The sequence below is a fragment of the Flexivirga sp. genome (assembly GCF_051955415.1).
Taxonomy (GTDB): domain Bacteria; phylum Actinomycetota; class Actinomycetes; order Actinomycetales; family Dermatophilaceae; genus Flexivirga.
Map to the genome: position 1 here is coordinate 1 of NZ_JBQCGS010000079.1, position 21,117 is coordinate 21,117.

At 67.6% G+C, this 21,117-nt stretch carries 12 protein-coding genes and 1 pseudogene; 3 read left to right on the plus strand and 10 right to left on the minus strand.

The annotated features are described in order from the left end of the window. Positions 1-379 precede the first annotated feature (379 nt). A complete protein-coding gene (locus tag ACTHL4_RS13540; protein ID WP_440283292.1) occupies positions 380-1,660 on the minus strand; it encodes an aminotransferase class I/II-fold pyridoxal phosphate-dependent enzyme in 1,281 nt (426 codons plus the stop codon). 149 nt (positions 1,661-1,809) lie between these two features. Here ACTHL4_RS13540 and ACTHL4_RS13545 point away from each other — a divergent pair, with 149 nt between their 5' ends. After that, positions 1,810-2,583, plus strand: a complete 774-nt coding sequence (locus ACTHL4_RS13545) for a DUF2785 domain-containing protein (RefSeq protein ID WP_440283293.1) — start codon at positions 1,810-1,812, stop codon at positions 2,581-2,583. On the opposite strand, the gene ACTHL4_RS13550 is transcribed toward ACTHL4_RS13545, so the two are convergent. After that, positions 2,555-3,787, minus strand: coding sequence for an MFS transporter (locus ACTHL4_RS13550; RefSeq protein ID WP_440283294.1), 1,233 nt, complete (start codon positions 3,785-3,787; stop codon positions 2,555-2,557). The genes ACTHL4_RS13545 and ACTHL4_RS13550 overlap by 29 nt on opposite strands. Next, entirely contained in the window at positions 3,784-4,428 is a 645-nt protein-coding gene (locus tag ACTHL4_RS13555; RefSeq protein ID WP_440283295.1) for an ArsR/SmtB family transcription factor, read from the minus strand. The genes ACTHL4_RS13550 and ACTHL4_RS13555 overlap by 4 nt, the downstream gene beginning before the upstream one ends. Positions 4,429-4,679: 251 nt before the next feature. Between ACTHL4_RS13555 and ACTHL4_RS13560 the strand changes: the two genes are divergently transcribed. Beyond that, positions 4,680-6,002: a peptidoglycan-binding domain-containing protein gene (locus ACTHL4_RS13560; protein ID WP_440283296.1), complete on the plus strand. Its 1,323-nt coding sequence runs from the start codon at positions 4,680-4,682 to the stop codon at positions 6,000-6,002. 107 nt (positions 6,003-6,109) lie between these two features. Here ACTHL4_RS13560 and tuf read toward each other — a convergent pair whose 3' ends face one another. The 4 genes from tuf to rpsL form a co-directional block, all read right to left on the minus strand. Continuing rightward, positions 6,110-7,303, minus strand: coding sequence for an elongation factor Tu (gene tuf / locus ACTHL4_RS13565; RefSeq protein WP_440283297.1), 1,194 nt, complete (start codon positions 7,301-7,303; stop codon positions 6,110-6,112). Between the two features lie 142 nt (positions 7,304-7,445). Continuing rightward, positions 7,446-9,560, minus strand: coding sequence for an elongation factor G (gene fusA / locus ACTHL4_RS13570; RefSeq protein ID WP_440283298.1), 2,115 nt, complete (start codon positions 9,558-9,560; stop codon positions 7,446-7,448). 105 nt (positions 9,561-9,665) lie between these two features. Continuing rightward, the gene (gene rpsG, locus ACTHL4_RS13575; protein ID WP_440283299.1) at positions 9,666-10,136 is read right to left on the minus strand and encodes a 30S ribosomal protein S7; all 471 of its coding nucleotides are present in this window, start codon (positions 10,134-10,136) and stop codon (positions 9,666-9,668) included. Further along, positions 10,136-10,510: a 30S ribosomal protein S12 gene (gene rpsL / locus ACTHL4_RS13580; protein ID WP_440283310.1), complete on the minus strand. Its 375-nt coding sequence runs from the start codon at positions 10,508-10,510 to the stop codon at positions 10,136-10,138. The genes rpsG and rpsL overlap by 1 nt, the downstream gene beginning before the upstream one ends. A gap of 458 nt (positions 10,511-10,968) precedes the next feature. Here rpsL and ACTHL4_RS13585 point away from each other — a divergent pair, with 458 nt between their 5' ends. Further along, the gene (locus ACTHL4_RS13585; protein ID WP_440283300.1) at positions 10,969-11,931 is read left to right on the plus strand and encodes a glycosyltransferase family 2 protein; all 963 of its coding nucleotides are present in this window, start codon (positions 10,969-10,971) and stop codon (positions 11,929-11,931) included. A 308-nt stretch (positions 11,932-12,239) separates the two neighbouring features. On the opposite strand, the gene ACTHL4_RS13590 is transcribed toward ACTHL4_RS13585, so the two are convergent. From ACTHL4_RS13590 to ACTHL4_RS13600, 3 genes and pseudogenes are all read right to left on the minus strand, one after another. Continuing rightward, positions 12,240-16,136, minus strand: a complete 3,897-nt coding sequence (locus ACTHL4_RS13590; protein ID WP_440283301.1) for a DNA-directed RNA polymerase subunit beta' — start codon at positions 16,134-16,136, stop codon at positions 12,240-12,242. A 110-nt stretch (positions 16,137-16,246) separates the two neighbouring features. Beyond that, positions 16,247-19,732 (minus strand): annotated as a pseudogene (gene rpoB / locus ACTHL4_RS13595) (DNA-directed RNA polymerase subunit beta). A gap of 415 nt (positions 19,733-20,147) precedes the next feature. Then, positions 20,148-21,086, minus strand: coding sequence for an AraC family transcriptional regulator (locus ACTHL4_RS13600; RefSeq protein WP_440283302.1), 939 nt, complete (start codon positions 21,084-21,086; stop codon positions 20,148-20,150). Positions 21,087-21,117: the final 31 nt, after the last annotated feature.

Here is a 21,117-nt window from a genome sequence, read left to right on the forward strand (position 1 = left end):
TGTGTGGTGCGGTCATCGTGATGACTCCATTCGAGAGTGCTGTGAGAGGTTCACTCGAAGGATCACGCGGTGGCCGCACCACGTCCAATACCAGGACGATCACGGCGACCGCGCTACACCACTATGCGGGACTCAACTCGCGGGTTACGCACACAGATCTGCCGGCGCCCGCGCACAACCCTCAACTGTCGCGGGTTACGCACACAGATCCGCCGGCGCCCGCGCACAACCCTCAACCGTCGCGGGTTAGGCACACAGATCCGCCGGCGCCTGCACACAACCCTCAACCGTCGCGGGTCACGCACACAGATCCGCCGGCGCCCGCGCACAACCCTCAACCGTCGCGACTTGCGGGCTATCTGGAGCCGAGCCTGTCGGGTCAGGCGCTGAGCTTCTCGGCGGCGGCCAGCAACACGCACGTCGCGACGGCCTCCATCGCCGCGGTGACCTCCTCGGCCACCGGGAACGTCGGCGCCAGGCGGATGTTGGTGTCCTCAGGGTCGTTGCCGTAGGGGTATGACGCGCCCGCCGGCGTCAGGGCGATGCCGGCGTCCTTGGCGAGCTGGACCACGCGGGTCGCCGTGCCGGGCAGCACGTCGAGGCTGACGAAGTATCCGCCCACCGGGTCGGTCCAGGTGGCGACCCCGGTGCCGCCCAGCCGCTCCCGCAGGATCCGCTGCACCTCGGCGAACTTCGGGGCGATGATGTCGCGGTGCTTGCGCATGTGCTGCCGCACACCCTCGGCGTCGCCGAAGAACTCGGCGTGCCGCAGCTGGTTGATCTTGTCCGGGCCGATCGAGCCGTTGCCGAGGTGGCCGAGGTACCACGTGACCTGGTCGACCGAGGCCGCCAGGAAACCGACGCCGGCACCGGCGAAGGTGATCTTGGACGTGGAGGCGAACATGATCGGACGGTGGGGGTGGCCGGCGGCGCTGGCCAGCGACAGGATGTCGGCGCTCTTGGCCTCGTCCTGGGTCAGGTGGTGGAACGCGTAGGCGTTGTCCCAGAAGATCTTGAAGTCCGGTGCCGCGGTCGGCATCGACGCCAGCTTGGCGGCCACTTCCTGGCTGCACACCGCACCGGCCGGGTTGCTGTATGTCGGCACGATCCAGATGCCCTTGATGGTCGGGTCGTCCGCGACGAGGGCGGCGACGGCATCCGCGTCGGGGCCGTCGGCCCGCATCGGCACGGTGATCATCTCGATGCCGAGCGACTCCAGCAGGGTGTGGTGCCGGTCGTAGCCGGGCACCGGGCAGATGAAGCGGACCTTCTCCTCCTGCGACCAGGGCCGCGGGGAGTCCACGCCGCCGAAGAGCGTCAGGTAATAGAGGACATCGCGCATCATCGTCAGGCTGGCGTTGCCGCCGGCCACGACCTGCTCCGGCTCGACCCACAGCAGCTCGGCGAAGATTTCCCGCAGCTGCGGAATGCCTTGCAGGCCGCCGTAATTGCGGGTGTCGGTGCCGGAGGCGTCGACATACGACGTGGGCAACTGGAGCATGTCGTTGGACAGGTCGAGCTGCTCCGCCGACGGTTTGCCCCGCGTGAGGTCGAGCTTGAGACCGCTGGACTTCAACGTGTCGTACGCCGTCTGCTGCTCCTGGCGGAATGCAGCGATCTGGTCGGCGGAAAGCTCGGTCAGCGGTTGTGCGTTGGACACAGCGGGTTCTCCTGGGGGACATCCGAAGCGGTCGCCCCAGTCTCTCAAAGCCGCCCGGCGTGGCTGATCGGGGACCGTATGACGGACGGCGGTGTGACGCGGCCGACACTCCGGTCGCTTCGCCTGATGCCGACCGTAGGGTGACACGCATGGACGACTCGGCCTTTCGGCAGCTGACCGACGATCTCGCCTCCGCTGATCCCTCGGTCCGCGACGACGGCGCCTACACGAAGCTCGCGGAGGCTCTTTCCGCGCGGCAACTGACCGGCGAACAGCGTCGGCAGCTGGGTGATCTCATGGTGGACCGGTTCGCTCATCCGCAGCCGCAGGCTCGGTCCTTCGCACCACTGATCCTCGCGGTGCTCGCCTCCACCTGGACGACCGGCGATGGAGACTGGCCCACCGAGTGGACGGATTCCGTGCTGGAGTGGTGGACGACCGAGCAGGACCTGCGCGGCCACGTCGAGCCGATCGGCTGGATCCACGCCGTCGCGCACGGCGCGGACGCAGTCGGTGAGCTGGGCGCGAGAGGCCTCGCCCCGGTCGATCGATTGCTCGACGCGATCGCCGGACGCCTCACTGCGACAACGGAGTTCGTCTGGCGTGATCAGGAGGACGATCGGGTCGCGGCTGCCGTCGTCGGCATACTCCTCGGCACACCGGACGCCGACGTGCGACCGCTGCTGCAGCCGATCACCGCCATGTTCGCGACCGGCGAGCCCGGGCCTGTCCCAGCCGCGGCCACCAACGCGGTGCACACCCTCCGCAGCCTGTATGTCGCCCTCGGCAATGTCGTCATACATCCGGAAAGCGGTGAGGGACAGCGGATCCCGAACGCAGCCGAGCTGCAGCGAGAGGTTGCCGTGGCCCTGCAGCCCACCGCTCCGTGGCTGTTCAGCGCAGCTGCCGGATCTGCGGACTGAGCGCGAACGCCGCACACAACGCACTCATCGCCAGTCCGCACGCCGTCGTGGCGACCAGCACCGAAGAGGCGCCGGCCAGCAGCCCGAAGACCGGCGTGGTCGCCGGGATGAGCACCAGGTCCCCGAGGTTGCTGACCGATCCGACCCGGCCGAGGTGGCTCGGCGCGATGACTCGCTGGAACGACCCGCTCAACCACACCGAGGCCATCCCGGCGGTGACACCGACCAGCGCCATACCGACGACCAGGCCGACCCGGGTCGGCAGGCCGACCGCGCTGAGTCCGATGCCCTGCAACACCAACACACGGAACGACCGCATGGGCAGGTACGTGCCCTGCCACCGGGTGCCGGCGATCGACCCGACGATGGCGCCGATCGCGAAGGTTGCCTCGGAGACGCCCAACCAGCTTGAGCCCCAATGGGATTCGGCCACCCGAAGAGCGATGCCGACGGACATCACCGGTGTGACGAAGACGTTGAGCGCGGCGAGCCCGAGCAGGAAGACCTGGGCCACCTGGGAGCCGCGGATGTAGTCCCAGCCCGAGCGCAGCGATCGGACGACCGGCTCCTTCGGTGTCCGCGGCAACCGGAAACGGGTGCGGACGACGAGCCACAGCACGATGAGGACGACCAGGAACGTCAACGCGTCGGCGATCATCGAGAAGCCGAAGCCCCCGTGGATCACCACCGCGCCCAGCGGCGCACCGAGGAGTCGAGCGAGCCGAGAGCCGGTCTGGGTCCAGCCGCTGACGGTCACCAGGTCGTCGTCCCGGACCAACTGCCGCACCAGCGTCCGAGCCGCGGGGGTGCTCAGCCCGCTGACCGTGCCGAAGCAGATGGCCACGGCGAAAAGCACTGCGCCGGCGTGCAATCCGCTCGCCCAGCAGATCGAGGCGACCAGCAGCACGATGACCCGGGCGAGTTCGCCGAGGATCATCACGCGTCGGGTGTCGAAGCGATCGGCGATCACGCCGCCGAACAGCGTGCAGAGCGCCTGGGGCAGCATCTCGATCCCGAGCACGAGGCCCGCCAATCCCGGAGAGAACAGCTGCACCGCTGTCCAGGCCAGGCCGATCGCGAAAACCGTGTCCCCACCGGCGGACACGATGGCGGCCAGCACGTAGGCCTGCACCATCCGGTCGCGCCGCACCGCCGGCGGCGGAGCCGCGATCAGCCGCGGGCCCTCCACGGTCGGCGTCGTCATACCGCACCCGGCTCACTCGGGAAGATGCGCGCGATGAACCGCACCGGTCGCCGATCCGCATTCGGATGCTCCTGCACGTCCGCGCGCACCTCCCGCGTCCATTCGTCCGTGAGCGCCTGGACGCGTTGCTTCAGGTCCTCCATCTGCTCCGGCGTCGCGGGCACGAAATTGTCGTGCGCGAGCCCCTCCTGCCACTGCGCCGGCAGGTCCTCGCGCGTGCGCATCCACTGCACGGTCGCCGCGTTGAGGTATTCGAGGTTGGCCCGCTCGGCCGCGTCGGCGACCTGCCGGGCGAAGCTCCCGTCGGCGTAGTCCTGGTTGCTCCACGACAGGCGTCGGTGCCGGCCGCGCCACCAGGACTCGCGGGTGTCGCGTGCCAGCTCCGGTGCCGGTTCGATGAAGCCGACCTTGTGCATCGGCTTGAGGTGGTGACTCACCGAACCGACGGCGATGTCCAGGCGCGCGGCGAGCTGCCCCACGGTCGCCGGTCCGTCATTGGTCAGTATCTCCAGGATGCGCCGCCGCACCGGGTGGTGCACGGCGAGCAGGGCGTCGATCAGCGCGGCGCCCTGCGGCAGGTCCGGAACGTCGACCGACGGCGCGGAGGCAGTATGCCGCTCTGCGGCTGTCTTGCGTGGCATGCGACCAGGGTGGGCGTCGGCGACGACATACACAAGGGCTCTTGTATAACTGCGGACGATGCCCATGAGGTGCCGTGCCGGCGAGCGTGCGACACGCCCTATAGCGCACGTTTCTCAAAATATGTGATTGCGACACGCGGACTCGCAACAACTGTCACAATATTCTCCGCACACCCTCGTGACGCACACGCGGCCGAGGTGCGCACCACCGCCAGACTGCCGCCCCTCCCTGAGCCATGAGGACAACACACATGGGTATCCCCCGCCTTCTCACCGCCGCCACGGCGCTGTGCACCGTCGCCACCGCGCTGAGCACGGTGTCCGCAGCGCCGGCCCACGCCGACATCAGGCCCACCCCCCGCGCCAGCGCACTGAGCGGGGCCGCCATCCCCGGACCGGCCGGCAACCCGGTCTGGGCGCTGCGGTCCACGCACCGCAGCACCATGTCCCTGACCTGGGTGTCCTGTGTGCCCACCGCAGCGGACACGACGACAGCGGCGCAACTGGCGTCCGCGATGACCTACGCGCGGATGGGCGGACTGCTCAGCGCCGAACAGGTCGCCTGCGCGCGCCGCGTCGTCGGCGCAGCACGTGCGAGCGGCCTGGACCGCAAGGGCGCCGAGATCGCGCTGATGACGGTCATGGTGGAGACCACCCTGCGCAACTACACCGGTGGTGACCTGGACAGCGTGGGGTTGTTCCAGCAGCGCAACTCCTGGGGCACCTACGACCAGCGCATCAACCCCGAGTCCGCCACGGCGAAGTTCCTCGCCGTGATGCAGCAGATCTACCCGCGCAACACCTGGCTGGCCGCCCCGTCCGGTCAGGTGGCCGCGGACGTGCAGCGACCGGCTGCGGCATACCGCGGCGAATACGCGCTGGCGCAGTCCTCCGCGGACGCCCTGCTGGACACGCTGTGGCCGCAACCTGCGCCGACCCCCACACCCAAGCCGACCCCGAAGCCGACCCCCAAGCCGACCCCCAAGCCGGCCCCGAAGCCGACGCCGACACAGATCCCGCGGCCGGCGAAGCTGCGAGTGCTGCACGTCGGGATGCGCGGTGCGGACGTGAAGTACGCGCAGCAGCTGCTGAACCTGCTCGGCTCGCGCTTGACCGCCGACGGTGACGACGGCCCGGCGACGACGGCCGCGGTCAAGTCCTTCCAGCGCCGGCAGCACCTGAGCGTCGACGGCATCGTGGGCCCGATCACCTGGTCCCACCTGCAGAGCGCCAGCGGTCAGCAGTCCGGCCGGGCACCCGCGCCGAAGCCCACCTCCAAGCCGAAGCCCACGCCGGCCCCGAAGCCCAAGCCCAAGCCCAAGCCCTCCGCCAAGCCCACGCAGATCCCCCGCCCGGCGAAGCTGCGTGTGCTGCACGTCGGGATGCGCGGGGCCGATGTGAAGTACGCGCAGCAGCTGCTGAACCTGCTGGGCGCGCACCTGACGGTCGACGGCGATGACGGCCCAGCCACGACGGCCGCGATCAAGGCCTTCCAACGCCGGCACCACCTGAAGGTCGACGGCATCATCGGTGCCGTCACCTGGTCGCACCTGCGGGCCGCCGCCGCGCGCTAGGACCACGTGGGTGCGCCACCCGCCCACGGGAAAGGCCCCGGACCTCGCAAGAGGTCCGGGGCCTTTCGGCTGATCGGGTCAAGACCCGACGGTGGGATACCGTCGAATTACTTGATGATCTTGGTGACTCGGCCGGCGCCGACGGTGCGGCCGCCCTCGCGGATGGCGAAGCGCAGGCCCTCCTCCATGGCGATCGGCTGGATCAGCTGGACGGACATCTCGGTGTTGTCACCGGGCATGACCATCTCGGTGCCCTCCGGCAGCGTCACGACACCGGTGACGTCCGTGGTCCGGAAGTAGAACTGCGGGCGGTAGTTGTCGTAGAACGGCGTGTGACGGCCACCCTCGTCCTTACCCAGGATGTAGACCTGGCCCTCGAACTCGGTGTGCGGGGTGATCGAGCCCGGCTTCACGACGACCTGACCGCGCTCGACGTCCTCGCGCTTGGTGCCACGGAGCAGCAGACCGACGTTCTCACCGGCGCGGCCCTCGTCGAGCAGCTTGCGGAACATCTCGATGCCGGTCACGGTGGTCTTCTGCGAAGCCTCCTTGATGCCGACGATCTCGACCTCTTCGTTGACGTTCAGCACACCGCGCTCGATACGGCCGGTGACGACGGTGCCGCGACCGGTGATCGTGAAGACGTCCTCGATCGGCATCAGGAACGGCTTGTCGGTGTCGCGGACCGGGTCCGGGATCGACTCGTCGACGGCCTCCATGAGCTCCTCGACCGACTTGGTCCACTCCGGGTCACCCTCGAGCGCCTTGAGCGCCGAGACCTTGACGACCGGGGCGTTGTCGCCGTCGAACTCCTGGCTCGACAGCAGCTCACGGACCTCCATCTCGACGAGCTCGAGGATCTCCTCGTCGTCGACCATGTCGGCCTTGTTCAGCGCCACCAGGATGTAGGGGACGCCGACCTGACGCGCGAGCAGCACGTGCTCACGGGTCTGCGGCATCGGGCCGTCGGTCGCGGCGACGACCAGGATGGCGCCGTCCATCTGCGCGGCACCGGTGATCATGTTCTTGACGTAGTCGGCGTGACCCGGCGCGTCGACGTGCGCGTAGTGGCGCTTGTCGGTCTCGTACTCCTGGTGGGAGACGTTGATGGTGATACCGCGCTGGCGCTCCTCGGGAGCGTTGTCGATGTCCTCGAACGCCGACGCCTTGTTCAGGTCGGGGAACTTGTCCGCCAGCACCTTGGTGATAGCAGCCGTCAACGTGGTCTTGCCGTGGTCGACGTGACCGATGGTTCCGATGTTGACGTGCGGCTTGGTCCGCTCGAACTTGGCCTTAGCCACTGTGGGTCCTCCTTCAAGGACAATTTCTGTTCAGCGCCGGGGCGGCGCCTTCGGTGTGTGTTGTTGCGCTTCTTACAAACCGGGCTGACGATAGGCGCTGCGGCATACCACGTTCAATTCGGTATGCCGCGGCGCCCGCGCGTCACTCGCCCCGGATCTTCTTGATGATCTCGTCCGCGACGTTCCGGGGAACCTCGGCGTACGAGTCGAACTGCATCGTGTAGTTGGCACGACCCTGGGTCTTGGACCGCAGGTCGCCGACATACCCGAACATCTCGGACAGCGGCACGACCGCCTTGACGACCTTGGCGCCGCTGATGTCCTCCATGGCCTGGATCTGGCCACGACGGGAGTTCAGGTCGCCGATGACGTCGCCCATGTAGTCCTCCGGCGTGCGCACCTCGACCGCCATCATCGGCTCGAGCAGCGCCGGGTCGGCCTTGCGGGCCATCTCCTTCAACGCCATCGAACCGGCGATCTTGAACGCCATCTCCGAGGAGTCCACGTCGTGGTAGGCGCCGTCCAGCAGGGTCGCCTTGACCCCGACGAGCGGGTAGCCGGCCAGGATGCCGAGCTGCATGGCCTCCTGGATGCCCTGGTCGACCGACGGGATGTACTCGCGCGGGACGCGTCCACCGGTGACCTTGTTCTCGAACTCGTAGAGCTCGCCGTCCTCGGTGTTCAGCGGCTCGATCGTCAACTGCACCTTCGCGAACTGGCCGGATCCACCGGTCTGCTTCTTGTGGGTGTAGTCGTACTTCTCGACCGGGCGACGGATCGTCTCGCGGTAGGCGACCTGCGGCGCACCGACGTTGGCCTCGACCTTGAACTCACGCTTCATCCGGTCGACGATGATGTCCAGGTGGAGTTCGCCCATACCGCCGATGACGGTCTGGCCGGTCTCCTCGTCGAGGCGGACGGTGAAGGTCGGGTCCTCCTGCGCCAGCTTCTGGATCGCGGTGCCCAGCTTCTCCTGGTCGCTCTTGGTCTTGGGCTCGATCGCCACGTGGAGGACCGGCTCCGGGAAGCTCATCGACTCCAGGACGATCTGCTCGTTGGGGTCGCACAGCGTGTCACCGGTGGTGGTGTCCTTCAGACCGATCGCCGCGTAGATGTGCCCGGCGACGGCTTCCTCGACCGGGTTCTCCTTGTTGGCGTGCATCTGGAAGAGCTTGCCGACGCGCTCCTTCTTGCCCTTGGTCGAGTTGACCACCTGGCTGCCGGCGGCGATGCGACCGGAGTAGACGCGGATGAACGTCAGCGTGCCGAAGAACGGGTGCGCGGCGACCTTGAACGCCAGAGCGGAGAACGGAGCGTCCTTGCTCGGCTCGCGGGTGACCTCTTCGTCCTCGTTGCCCGGCTTGTGGCCGATCATCGGGGGCACGTCCAGCGGCGACGGCAGGTAGTCCACGACCGCGTCGAGCATCGGCTGCACACCGCGGTTCTTGAACGCCGAGCCGCACAGGATCGGGTAGAGCTCGGAGTTGACGGTGAGCTTGCGGATGCCGGCCTTGAGCTCGGCAGTGGTCAGCTCGCCACCCTCGAGGTACTTCTCCATCAGGGCGTCGTCGGCCTCGGCCACGCGCTCGACGAGAGCCTGGCGGTATTCGTCGGCCTTGGCCTTGAGGTCGTCCGGGATCTCCTGGATCTCGTACTTCGCACCCATGGTGACGTCACCCTTGGCGTCACCGGGCCACACCAGCGCGCGCATCTCGATCAGGTCGACGACACCGACGAAGTCGGCCTCGGCACCGATCGGCAGCTGCAGCACCAGCGGCTCCGCCCCCAGGCGGTCCTTGACCGTCTGCACGGTGAAGTAGAAGTCGGCGCCCATCTTGTCCATCTTGTTGACGAACGCGATGCGGGGCACGTCGTACTTGTCGGCCTGACGCCACACGGTCTCGGACTGGGGCTCCACGCCCTCCTTGCCGTCGAACACCGCGACGGCGCCGTCCAGCACGCGCAGCGACCGCTCGACCTCGACGGTGAAGTCGACGTGACCGGGCGTGTCGATGATGTTGATCTGGGTGCCCTCCCAGAAGGAGGTGACGGCCGCGGAGGTGATGGTGATGCCCCGCTCCTTCTCCTGCTCCATCCAGTCGGTCGTCGAGGCGCCGTCGTGGGTCTCACCGATCTTGTGGTTGACACCGGTGTAGAACAGGATGCGCTCGGTCGTCGTGGTCTTACCGGCATCGATGTGCGCCATGATGCCGATGTTGCGGACCTTTTTCAGGTCGGTCAGCACGTCGAGTGCCACGTTGTCTTCTTTCGTGAGTTGAAGTTGATCAGACTCGGATTGTGCGGACGGCGGTCCCGTCCGGGCCCGTCGCCCGGCGTGCAGCACGCCGGGCGACGGTGCGCATCACCAGCGGTAGTGCGCGAAGGCCCGGTTGGACTCGGCCATCTTGTGGGTGTCCTCGCGACGCTTGACCGCGGCGCCCAGGCCGTTGCTCGCGTCGAGGATCTCGTTCATCAGGCGCTCGGTCATCGTCTTCTCGCGACGCTGCCGCGCGTAGCCGACCAGCCAACGCAGCGACAGGGTCGTCGCGCGACCCGGCTTGACCTCGATCGGGACCTGGTAGGTCGCACCGCCGACGCGGCGGCTCTTGACCTCGAGGCTCGGCTTGACATTGTCCAGCGCGCGCTTGAGCGTCACGACCGGGTCGGTGCCGGTCTTCTCACGGCAACCCTCCAGGGCGCCGTAGACGATGCGCTCGGCGATGGACTTCTTGCCGTCCAGCAGGATCTTGTTGACCAACTGGGTGACCAGCGGGGAACCGTAGACCGGGTCGACGACGAGGGGGCGCTTCGGAGCGGGGCCCTTGCGAGGCATTACTTCTTCTCCTTCTTCGCGCCGTACCGGGAACGTGCCTGCTGGCGACCCTTGACACCCTGGGTGTCGAGCGAGCCGCGGATGATCTTGTAACGCACACCCGGCAGGTCCTTCACACGACCGCCACGCACCAGCACGATCGAGTGCTCCTGCAGGTTGTGACCCACGCCCGGGATGTAGGCGGTGACCTCGATGCCCGAGGTGAGGCGCACACGCGCGACCTTGCGAAGCGCGGAGTTCGGCTTCTTCGGGGTCGTGGTGTAGACGCGGGTGCACACACCGCGTCGCTGGGGGCTGCCCTTGAGGGCCGGCGTCTTGATCTTGGCGATCTTGTCCTGCCGACCCTTGCGGACGAGCTGGTTGATTGTAGGCAACCTACTGTCTCCGTAACTGATCGAATCTTGTCTGCTGGCACGGGCTTCCACCCTGGCCAACTCCTTGGGTTTCCCGGTCAGCACGACCCCCGGGGTCGGGAGTGTCGGACCGGCGCCCTCCCCTGCACTTCCCGTGAGCGACAGGACCCGTCGGGTGACCGACCGGCCGAAGCGCTCGATGAGCTGCCCGGCGAGAGCGTGTGGTGGCCTGGTGCCACGCGACCCGGCATACCCGGCAGCGGGCGGCAGGTCGGCGGGCAGGGCAGAGCCCACGCACGGATCACAATCCTACCGGTCCACTACATGACGGCAAAATCGACGCGATAGCGGCCCTTGCGCCGACGAAGCCGGCTCCGATCTGGCAGATTTGCGGGTGCACCGTGCTGCATCGACATACCTCGTCCGCGCCCCTGGAAAGTGACTCACCTGTGCCGGGAACCCCGCCTCCTGCTCACCCCGTGCTCTCCGTCGTGGTGCCGATGTTCAACGAGGAGGCCGTGCTGCCGCTGTTCGTCGACCGGCTCCGTCCGGTGCTGGACGCCATGTCCGTGCCGTACGAGGTCGTCGCCGTGGACGACGGTTCCACCGACAACACCTCGGTCCTGCTGCAGCGGGCATTGCGCGACTGGCCGGGCCTGCGGGTGGTGCGGTTGCGCGCCAACTCGGGGCACCAGGCGGCGATCTCGGCCGGCCTGCAGCGCTCGCTCGGTGACTGGGTGGTCACCATCGACGCCGACCTGCAGGACCCACCGGAGACCATCGCCCGCATGTATGACGCGGCGGTCGCGCAGAACGTCGATGTCGTCTACGGCGTGCGCACCGACCGCACGACGGACTCGGCCTTCAAGCGGCATACCGCCGGCGCCTTCTACCGGATGATGCGGCGGCTGGCGAAGCTGGACATCTCCCAGGACGCCGGCGACTTCCGGCTGATGTCGCGCTCGACCGTCGACGCCATCACCGCACTGCCCGAGCACAATCGCGTGTTGCGGCTGGTGGTGCCGACCCTCGGCTTTCCGTCCACCACCGTCGACTACCGCCGGGACGCCCGCGCCGCCGGCGACTCCAAATACCCATTGTCGAAGATGATCCGGCTCACGCTCGACTCGATCACCGGCTTCTCGCAGGCACCGCTGCGTTTCGCGACGTGGTTCAGCCTGCTCGGTTTCGTGGTCGCGGCGCTGGTCATGGTCTATGTCGTCGTCAGCAAGCTGAACGGCGGCACCACCTCGGGCTGGGCGTCCACCGTCATCATCCTGACGGTGTTCTCTGCGCTGCAACTGCTGTGCCTGGGGATCCTGGGCGAGTATGTCGGCCGCACCTACACCGCCCTACAGCAACGGCCCAGCTATTACGTCGCCTACGACTCCGAGCACGCCGGTCCGCTGGGGGCGGCGGAGACCGACGAACCGGTCGACTGACCGACTGGTGGGCGATCCCGCCCGCAACCAGCGACCGTTGCCGGTTATGCACGCGATCGGCGCGACATTCGAGGCCCAACCAGCGACCGTTGCCGGTTATGCACGCGATCGGCGCGACATTCGAGGCCCAACCAGCAAGCGTTGCCGGTTGTGTACGTGCCGAACCGGAAAGCCCCCGGCCGCAAGCGGTCGGGGGCCTTCTCAGTCACTCAGTCGATCAGCTGCGTTGTGGAGCTGATCTCCTCACGCCGAAGCGGGTGGGCGCGCTCACTGCCGTTCGCGCGCCCACCGGCTTCAACAATCGTCGATCAGCTGTCGAACCCGAGGGAAGCGTCGTCCAGGCGGACGGCCTCGCCCGAGCCCGGGCCGAAGACCGGGTAGTCGTACGGCTGGTAGTCCGGCAGCGCGTAGAGCGCGGCCTTGGCTTCCTCCGTCGGCTCGACCTTCACGTTGCGGTAACGCGGCAGACCGGTGCCGGCCGGGATCAACTTACCGAGGATGACGTTCTCCTTGAGGCCGAGCAGCGGGTCGCTCTTGGCGTGCATGGCCGCCTCGGTGAGGACTCGCGTCGTCTCCTGGAACGACGCCGCCGACAGCCACGAGTCGGTGGCCAGCGACGCCTTGGTGATGCCCATGAGTTCCGGACGACCCGACGCCGGACGCCCACCCTCGGCGAGGGCACGCCGGGAGGCGTCCTCGAAGCGGGTGCGCTCGGCGAGCTCCCCGGGCAGCAGGTCGGTGTCGCCCGCCTCGATGATCGTCACGCGACGCAGCATCTGCCGCACGATGACCTCGATGTGCTTGTCGTGGATCGACACACCCTGCTGGCGGTAGACGTTCTGGACCTCGTCGACCAGGTGCTTCTGGACGTCACGGGCGCCCTGGATGCGCAGCACCTGCTTGGGGTCGATCGCACCCTGCACGAGCAGCGTGCCGACCTCCACGTGGTCGCCGTCCTGCACCAACAGCCGGCCGCGCTTGCTGATCGGGTAGGCGTGCTCGTCCGAGCCGTCGTCCGGGGTCAGCAGGATGCGGCGGGCCTTGTCGGTCTCCTCGATCTGGATGCGACCGGTCGCCTCGGCGATCGGTGCGACACCCTTCGGGGTGCGGGCCTCGAAGAGTTCGACGACACGTGGCAGACCCTGGGTGATGTCGTCACCCGCGGCACCACCGGTGTGGAAGGTGCGCATGGTCAGCTGGGTGCCCGGCTCACCGATCGACTGGGCCGCGATGATGCCGACGGCCTCACCGATGTCGACCAGCTTGCCGGTCGCCAGCGAACGGCCGTAGCACTTGGCGCAGGTGCCGACGCGGGACTCACAGGTGAGCACCGAGCGGACCTTGACCTCCTCGACGCCTGCGGCGAGCAGCTTGTCGAGGTTGACGTCACCCAGGTCGGCACCGGCCTCGGCCAGCACCGTGCCGTCGATCTCGACGTCGGTGGCCAGCGTCCGGGCGTAGACCGAGGTCTCGACGTTCTCGTGCTCGACGAGTGCGCCGTCCGCACCACGCTGACCGATCGGCAGCGTAAGACCACGATCGGTGCCGCAGTCGTCCTCGCGGATGATGACGTCCTGCGAGACGTCCACCAGGCGTCGGGTCAGGTAACCCGAGTCGGCGGTACGCAACGCGGTGTCGGCCAGACCCTTACGGGCACCGTGCGTGGAGATGAAGAACTCCAGCACCGACAGGCCCTCTCGGAAGTTGGCCTTGATCGGACGCGGGATGATCTCGCCCTTCGGGTTGGCCATCAGACCACGCGCACCGGCGATCTGCCGGACCTGGAACCAGTTACCGCCGGCGCCCGAGGACACCATCCGGTAGATCGGGTTCTTGGCGTCGAAGTTGTGCTGCATGTCCGTGGCGACCTCGTTGGTTGCCTGGGTCCAGATCTCCACGAGCTCCTGACGGCGCTCGTCGTCGGTGATCAGACCGCGGTCGAACTGCGTCTGGATCTTGGCGGCCTTCTCCTCGTGACCGGCCAGGATGTCCCACTTGTTCGACGACGTCTGCACGTCGCTGATGGCGACGGTGCAGCCCGAGCGGGTCGCCCAGTGGAAACCGGCGGCCTTCAGCGCGTCGAGCGAAGCGGCGACCTGCACCTTCGGGTAGCGCTCCGCAAGGTCGTTGACGACACCCGAGAGTGCCTTCTTGTCGATGTCCTTGTTGAGGAAGGGGTAGTCCTCCGGCAGGGTCTCGTTGAACAGGACACGGCCCAGCGTGGTGTCCAGCTCGAACGACTTCAGCCGACCCAGTTCGTCGACCTCGACACCCTCGGGGATCTCGAAACCGGCCGGCGGGACCTGGTCGTAGAGACGGATCGTCGCCAGCGCGCCCAGCTTGATCTCGCCCCGGTCGAACGCCATACGGGCCTCGGCCGCGGACGAGAACGCCCGCAGGTGCTCGCCGTCCTCCAGCTTGGCCTCCCCGTCCTGGGCGGACAGGAAGTACAGGCCGGTGATCATGTCCTGGCTGGGCATGGTCACCGGACGGCCGTCGGCCGGCTTCAGCACGTTGTTGCTCGACAGCATCAGGATGCGAGCCTCGGCCTGCGCCTCCGCGGACAGCGGCACGTGCACGGCCATCTGGTCACCGTCGAAGTCGGCGTTGAACGCGGTGCAGACCAGCGGGTGGATCTGGATCGCCTTGCCCTCGACCAGCTGCGGCTCGAACGCCTGGATGCCCAGACGGTGCAGCGTGGGCGCGCGGTTCAGCAGCACGGGGTGCTCGGTGATGACCTCTTCGAGGACGTCCCACACCTCGGCGCGCTGGCGCTCGACCATGCGCTTGGCCGACTTGATGTTCTGGGCCAGGTCGAGGTCGACCAGCCGCTTCATCACGAACGGCTTGAACAGCTCCAGCGCCATCTGCTTGGGCAGACCGCACTGGTGCAGCTTCAGCTGCGGACCGACGACGATGACCGAACGGCCCGAGTAGTCGACGCGCTTGCCGAGCAGGTTCTGCCGGAAGCGGCCCTGCTTGCCCTTGAGCATGTCGGACAGCGACTTCAGCGGACGGTTGCCCGGGCCGGTGACCGGACGGCCACGACGGCCGTTGTCGAACAGCGAGTCGACAGCTTCCTGCAGCCTGCGCTTCTCGTTGTTGACGATGATCTCCGGCGCACCGAGGTCGAGCAGGCGCTTCAACCGGTTGTTGCGGTTGATCACTCGGCGGTAGAGGTCGTTCAGGTCCGAGGTCGCGAAGCGGCCACCGTCCAGCTGCACCATCGGGCGCAGGTCCGGCGGGATGACCGGCACGCAGTCCAGCACCATGCCGCTGGGGTTGTTCTTGGTCTGCAGGAACGCGGTGACCACGCGCAGGCGCTTCAGGGCTCGCGTCTTGCGCTGCCCCTTGCCCGTCGCGATGATCTCGCGCAGCGACTCGGCCTCGGCCTCCAGGTCGAAGGTCTCCAGCCGCTTCTGCAGCGCCTCGGCGCCCATGCCGCCCTCGAAGTAGAGACCGAAACGGTCCCGCATCTCGCGGTAGAGCACCTCGTCGCCCTCGAGGTCCTGGACCTTGAGGTTCTTGAAGCGATCCCAGACCTGCTCCAGACGCTCGACCTGCTGGTCGGAGCGCTTGCGGATCTGGTTCATCTCGCGCTCGGCCGACTCGCGAACCTTGCGACGGGCGTCCGCCTTGGCGCCTTCCTTCTCCAGCTCGGCCAGGTCGGCCTCGAGCTTCGCCGCGCGGGTGTTGACCGCGTTGTCGCGGGAGTTCTCCAGCTCCTTCTTCTCGACCTCGATCTGCGCCTCGAGCGACGGCAGGTCCTTGTGACGCTGGTCGGTGTCGACGGAGGTGATCATGTATGCCGCGAAGTAGATGACCTTCTCCAGGTCCTTCGGGGCCAGGTCGAGCAGGTAACCCAAGCGCGACGGCACGCCCTTGAAGTACCAGATGTGGGTCACCGGAGCGGCGAGTTCGATGTGCCCCATGCGCTCGCGGCGCACGCTGCTGCGGGTCACCTCGACGCCGCAGCGCTCACAGATGATGCCCTTGAAGCGGACGCGCTTGTACTTGCCGCAGTAGCACTCCCAGTCGCGGGTCGGACCGAAGATCTTCTCGCAGAAGAGCCCGTCCTTCTCCGGCTTCAGGGTGCGGTAGTTGATGGTTTCGGGCTTCTTCACCTCACCGTGGCTCCACTGACGGATGGATTCAGCGGTGGCGAGGCCGATACGCAGTTCGTCGAAGAAGTTGACGTCCAGCACGTTGTGCCTTCCTTCTCGTGTCTAACGAAGGTCTGAAAAGAGTTGGTGTGTCACGAAGTTGGTGAGGTATGCCGGGAAGATCCCGGCACACCTCGACCGGTTGTCTGTTTTCAGACCTCTTCGACCGAGGACGGCTCGCGCCGGCTCAGGTCGATGCCGAGCTCCTCCGCTGCGCGGAAGACCTCCTGGTCGGAGTCGCGCAGGTCGATCAGGCTGCCGTCGCTGGAGAGCACCTCGACGTTGAGGCACAGCGACTGCATCTCCTTGATCAGGACCTTGAACGACTCCGGGATGCCGGGCTCGGGGATGTTCTCGCCCTTGACGATGGCCTCGTAGACCTTCACGCGGCCGGTCACGTCGTCCGACTTGATCGTCAGCAGTTCCTGCAGGGCGTAGGCGGCGCCATACGCCTCCAGTGCCCAGACCTCCATCTCACCGAAGCGCTGGCCACCGAACTGGGCCTTACCGCCGAGCGGCTGCTGGGTGATCATCGAGTAGGGACCGGTGGAACGGGCGTGGATCTTGTCGTCGACCAGGTGGTGGAGCTTCAGGATGTACATGTAGCCCACCGACACCGGCTCGGGGAACGGCTCACCGGAGCGGCCGTCGAACAGCCGGGTCTTGCCGGTGTGGTCCACCAGCCGCTGGCCGTCGCGCGTCGGCAACGTCGAGTCGAGCAGACCGGTGATGACGTCCTCGGACGCACCGTCGAAGACCGGCGACGCGACGCGGGAGTTCGGCGGCGCTTCCTGGGCGTCCGGCGCGATCTGCTGGGCGAACTCGGGGTTGCCCTCGATCTTCCAGCCCCGAGAGGCGGACCAGCCCAGGTGCAGCTCCAGGATCTGGCCGAGGTTCATCCGGCGCGGCACGCCGTGCGGGTTGAGCACGACGTCGACCGGCGTGCCGTCCTCCAGGAACGGCATGTCCTCGACCGGCAGGATCTTGGAGATGACGCCCTTGTTGCCGTGGCGGCCGGCCAGCTTGTCACCGTCGGTGATCTTGCGCTTGTTGGCGACGTAGACCCGCACCAACTGGTTGACGCCCGGGGGAAGCTCGTCGCCCTCCTCGCGGTCGAAGACCTTGACGCCGATGACCGTGCCGGTCTCGCCGTGCGGGACCTTCATCGAGGTGTCGCGCACCTCGCGCGCCTTCTCACCGAAGATCGCGCGGAGCAGGCGCTCCTCGGGGGTCAGCTCGGTCTCACCCTTCGGGGTGACCTTGCCGACCAGCAGGTCGCCGTCGCGGACCTCGGCGCCGATGCGGATGATGCCGCGCTCGTCCAGGTCGGCCAGCACATCCTCGCTGACGTTGGGGATGTCGCGCGTGATCTCCTCCGGACCCAGCTTGGTGTCGCGGGCGTCGATCTCGTGCTCCTCGATGTGGATCGAGCTGAGCGTGTCGTCCTGCACCAGACGCTGGGAGAGGATGATCGCGTCCTCGAAGTTGTGACCCTCCCAGGACATGAACGCCACGAGGAGGTTCTTGCCCAGGGCCATCTCGCCGCCGTCGGTCGCGGGACCGTCGGCGATGACCGCACCGGCCTCCACACGGGCGCCGTTCTCGACGACCACGCGGTGGTTGTAGCAGTTGCCCGCGTTGGAGCGGATGAACTTGCTGATGCGGTATGTCGTCTGGGTGCCGTCGTCGTTGAGGACCGTCACCAGGTCGGCCGAGACCTCGGTCACGACGCCGGCCTTCTCGGCACGGACGACGTCACCGGAGTCGAGCGCCGCGCGGTGCTCCATGCCGGTGCCGACCAGCGGCGCCTCGGCGCGCACCAGCGGCACGGCCTGACGCTGCATGTTGGCGCCCATGAGCGCACGCGAGGTGTCGTCGTGCTCCAGGAACGGGATCAGCGCGGTCGCGGCCGACACCATCTGGCGCGGTGACACGTCCATGTAGTCGACCTCGTCGGCCGGGACGTCCTCGGACTCGCCACCACGGCGACGGCTGAGCACGCGCTCCTCGGCGAAGTGGTTGTCGTCGGTCAGCGCCGCGTTGGCCTGCGCGATGACGAAGTTGTCCTCCTCGTCGGCGGACAGGTAGTGGATCTCGTCGGTGACCTCGCCGCCCTTGACCTTGCGGTAAGGGGTCTCGATGAAGCCGAAGGCGTTGATCCGCCCGTAGGACGCCAGCGAACCGATCAGACCGATGTTGGGACCTTCAGGGGTCTCGATCGGGCACATGCGGCCGTAGTGGCTCGGGTGGACGTCGCGGACCTCCATGCCGGCGCGGTCACGGGACAGACCGCCCGGGCCCAGGGCGTTCAGACGACGCTTGTGCGTCAGGCCCGAGAGCGGGTTGTTCTGGTCCATGAACTGCGACAGCTGGCTGGTGCCGAAGAACTCCTTGATGGAGGCGACGACCGGCCGGATGTTGATCAGCGTCTGCGGCGTGATCGCCTCGACGTCCTGCGTCGTCATCCGCTCACGGACCACGCGCTCCATGCGCGACAGGCCGGTGCGGACCTGGTTCTGGATGAGCTCACCGACGTTGCGGATGCGGCGGTTGCCGAAGTGGTCGATGTCGTCGACCTCGACGCGCAGGTCGACCTCCTCGCCGTCCCGGTGACCCTTGATGGTCTCCTGGCCGGCGTGCAGTGCCACGAGGTACTTGATCGTGGCGACGATGTCGTCGACCGACAGCGTGCTGTCGTTGATCGACGCCTCGAGACCGAGCTTCTTGTCGATCTTTTAGCGGCCGACCTTGGCCAGGTCGTAGCGCTTGCCGTTGAAGTAGAGGTTGTCCAGCAGGTTCTGGGCGGCCTCGCGGGTCGGCGGCTCGCCCGGGCGCAGCTTGCGGTAGATGTCCAGCAGCGCCTCGTCCTGATTGGCGGTGTGGTCCTTCTCCAGCGTTGCGCGGATCGACTCGTAGTCGCCGAACTCCTCCAGGATCTGCGCCTCGGTCCAGCCGAGGGCCTTCAGCAGCACTGTGACCGACTGCTTGCGCTTGCGGTCGACGCGGACGCCGACCTGGTCGCGCTTGTCGACCTCGAACTCCAGCCACGCACCACGGCTGGGGATGATCTTGGCGCTGAAGACGTCCTTGTCGGAGGTCTTGTCCAGCGCGCGCTCGAAGTAGACGCCCGGGCTGCGGACCAGCTGCGAGACGACGACACGTTCGGTGCCGTTGATGATGAAGGTGCCGCGGTCGGTCATGAGCGGGAAGTCACCCATGAAGACCGTCTGGCTCTTGATCTCACCGGTGGTGGAGTTCATGAACTCCGCGGTGACGAACAGGGGCGCGGCATAGGTCATGTCGCGTTCCTTGCACTCCTCGATGGAGTACTTGACTTCCTCGAACCGGTGGTCGCGGAAGGACAGGCTCATCGAGCCGGAGAAGTCCTCGATCGGGGAGATCTCCTCGAAGATGTCCTCCAAGCCGGACCGGTCCGGGACGTCGACCTTGCCGGCGGCCTTGGCCTCGGCCACACGGGCCTGCCAACGCTCGTTGCCGAGCAGCCAGTCGAAGCTGTCGGTCTGCAGGGCCAACAGGTCAGGAACTTCCAGGGGTTCGCGGATCTTGGCGAACGACAGACGGCCCGAAGCCGTCTTTGCCGAGGAGAGGGATTGGGTCGCAGTGCGCGAGGCAGCCAAGGATGGATCCTTCCACAGGCATTCAAAGCGGGCGATTCGAAATGTGCGTCCACAACCCGCGGCACCACCGCGACCTCATCCCGGCCGTGCGGCACGGCGGCATGGCCCTGGAGATCTCCGCGTCCCGAGGTGAGCCCGGGCGCGCGGACAGAGCGCGGTCAAAGGTGGGTTGGCTGGATATGGGCAGCGCAAAGCAACACAATACCCGAAAAGTGCCCGCATGTCTACACGCGGTAACGATCGGACCTCACAGCCCCCCGGCTCGGAGATTCGATGGAGACGAGCGTGCACCCTCTTCGCCCGTGGGTCAAGGGATACCGGCCGGTTTGGCGTGTCGCGCCCGGATGTGATGGCTCAGGCGGGGTCCCGCGAAGTATTCGGAGGAGCGAAGCGGAGGAGAAACTTTGTGGGGTGCTCAAGCGGACACCTCCGAGCGGTATGCCGCGGGGCTGACGCCATACGCCTTCTTGAACGCAGCGCTCAGGCTGAACGGGCCGCCGTAGCCGACCTCGCGGGACACCGATGCGAGCGTGCGCCGAGTGTCTCGCAGCAGATCGGCCGCCAGCGACAACCGCCACTGGGCGAGGTAGCCGATCGGGGGCACGCCGACGACCGCCTGGAACCGCCGGGCGAGCACCGAACGGGACACGCCGGCAGCCGCGGCGAGCTCGTCGACGGTCCAGGCCCGGGACGGCTCGGCCTTGATCAGCCGCACCGCTTCGGCCACGGCGGGGTCCGTCACCACTCGCAGGCCGGCAAGACCTGCCGGTGCCTCCGCCGCCCAGTCGCGCACAACAGAGATCAGCACGACGTCGAGGATGCGGTCCAGGACGGCCTCCTGACCCAGTGCGTCGCGCGCCGCCTCGGCCACCAGCACCGGCAGCAGCGGACTCTCGGCAGCGTTGACCACCGCGATGCGCGGCAGGGCGGCCGCGAGCACCGTGCCGAGCTGCACCTCCTGGGGGTAGCTGGCGACCAGCATCGTGTCTCGTCCTGCGGCGTCGTTGCCCCACGCACGCACGCCGGTCGCGAGCTCCTCGGACAGGTCCCGCCCGTCCGTGCCGGAGCACGCCTGACCGGGACCGATGTGGATGTCGGGGGCGGTCGTCGGCTCGTCGCTGAGCAGGTAGCGGGTCGCGCCGCGCACCAGCAGCACGTCTCCCGCCACGAGCTGCTGCGGCGCCCGGTCCGCGCAACGCAGCCAGAACCCACCGGTCAGCACCGCGACCACGGTCAGCGGTGCGTCCTCGGCGATCTCCAGGGCCCAGGGCGGCTCCATCAGCACCCGTAGCAGGAACGCGCCGCGGGCGCGCGGCCCGTCCAGGATGTCCGTCGTACCCGCCAGCTCCGCCATGGGACAGGACTGTAGTGACTGGCCATGACAT

Coding starts and splice junctions, on each gene's coding strand:
- ACTHL4_RS13545 (WP_440283293.1), top strand. CDS start 1,810: ATGGACGACTCGGCCTTTCGGCAGCTGACCGACGATCTCGCCTCCGCT.
- ACTHL4_RS13550 (WP_440283294.1), bottom strand. CDS start 3,787: ATGACGACGCCGACCGTGGAGGGCCCGCGGCTGATCGCGGCTCCGCCG.
- ACTHL4_RS13555 (WP_440283295.1), bottom strand. CDS start 4,428: ATGCCACGCAAGACAGCCGCAGAGCGGCATACTGCCTCCGCGCCGTCG.
- ACTHL4_RS13560 (WP_440283296.1), top strand. CDS start 4,680: ATGGGTATCCCCCGCCTTCTCACCGCCGCCACGGCGCTGTGCACCGTC.
- rpsG (WP_440283299.1), bottom strand. CDS start 10,136: ATGCCTCGCAAGGGCCCCGCTCCGAAGCGCCCCCTCGTCGTCGACCCG.
- ACTHL4_RS13600 (WP_440283302.1), bottom strand. CDS start 21,086: ATGGCGGAGCTGGCGGGTACGACGGACATCCTGGACGGGCCGCGCGCC.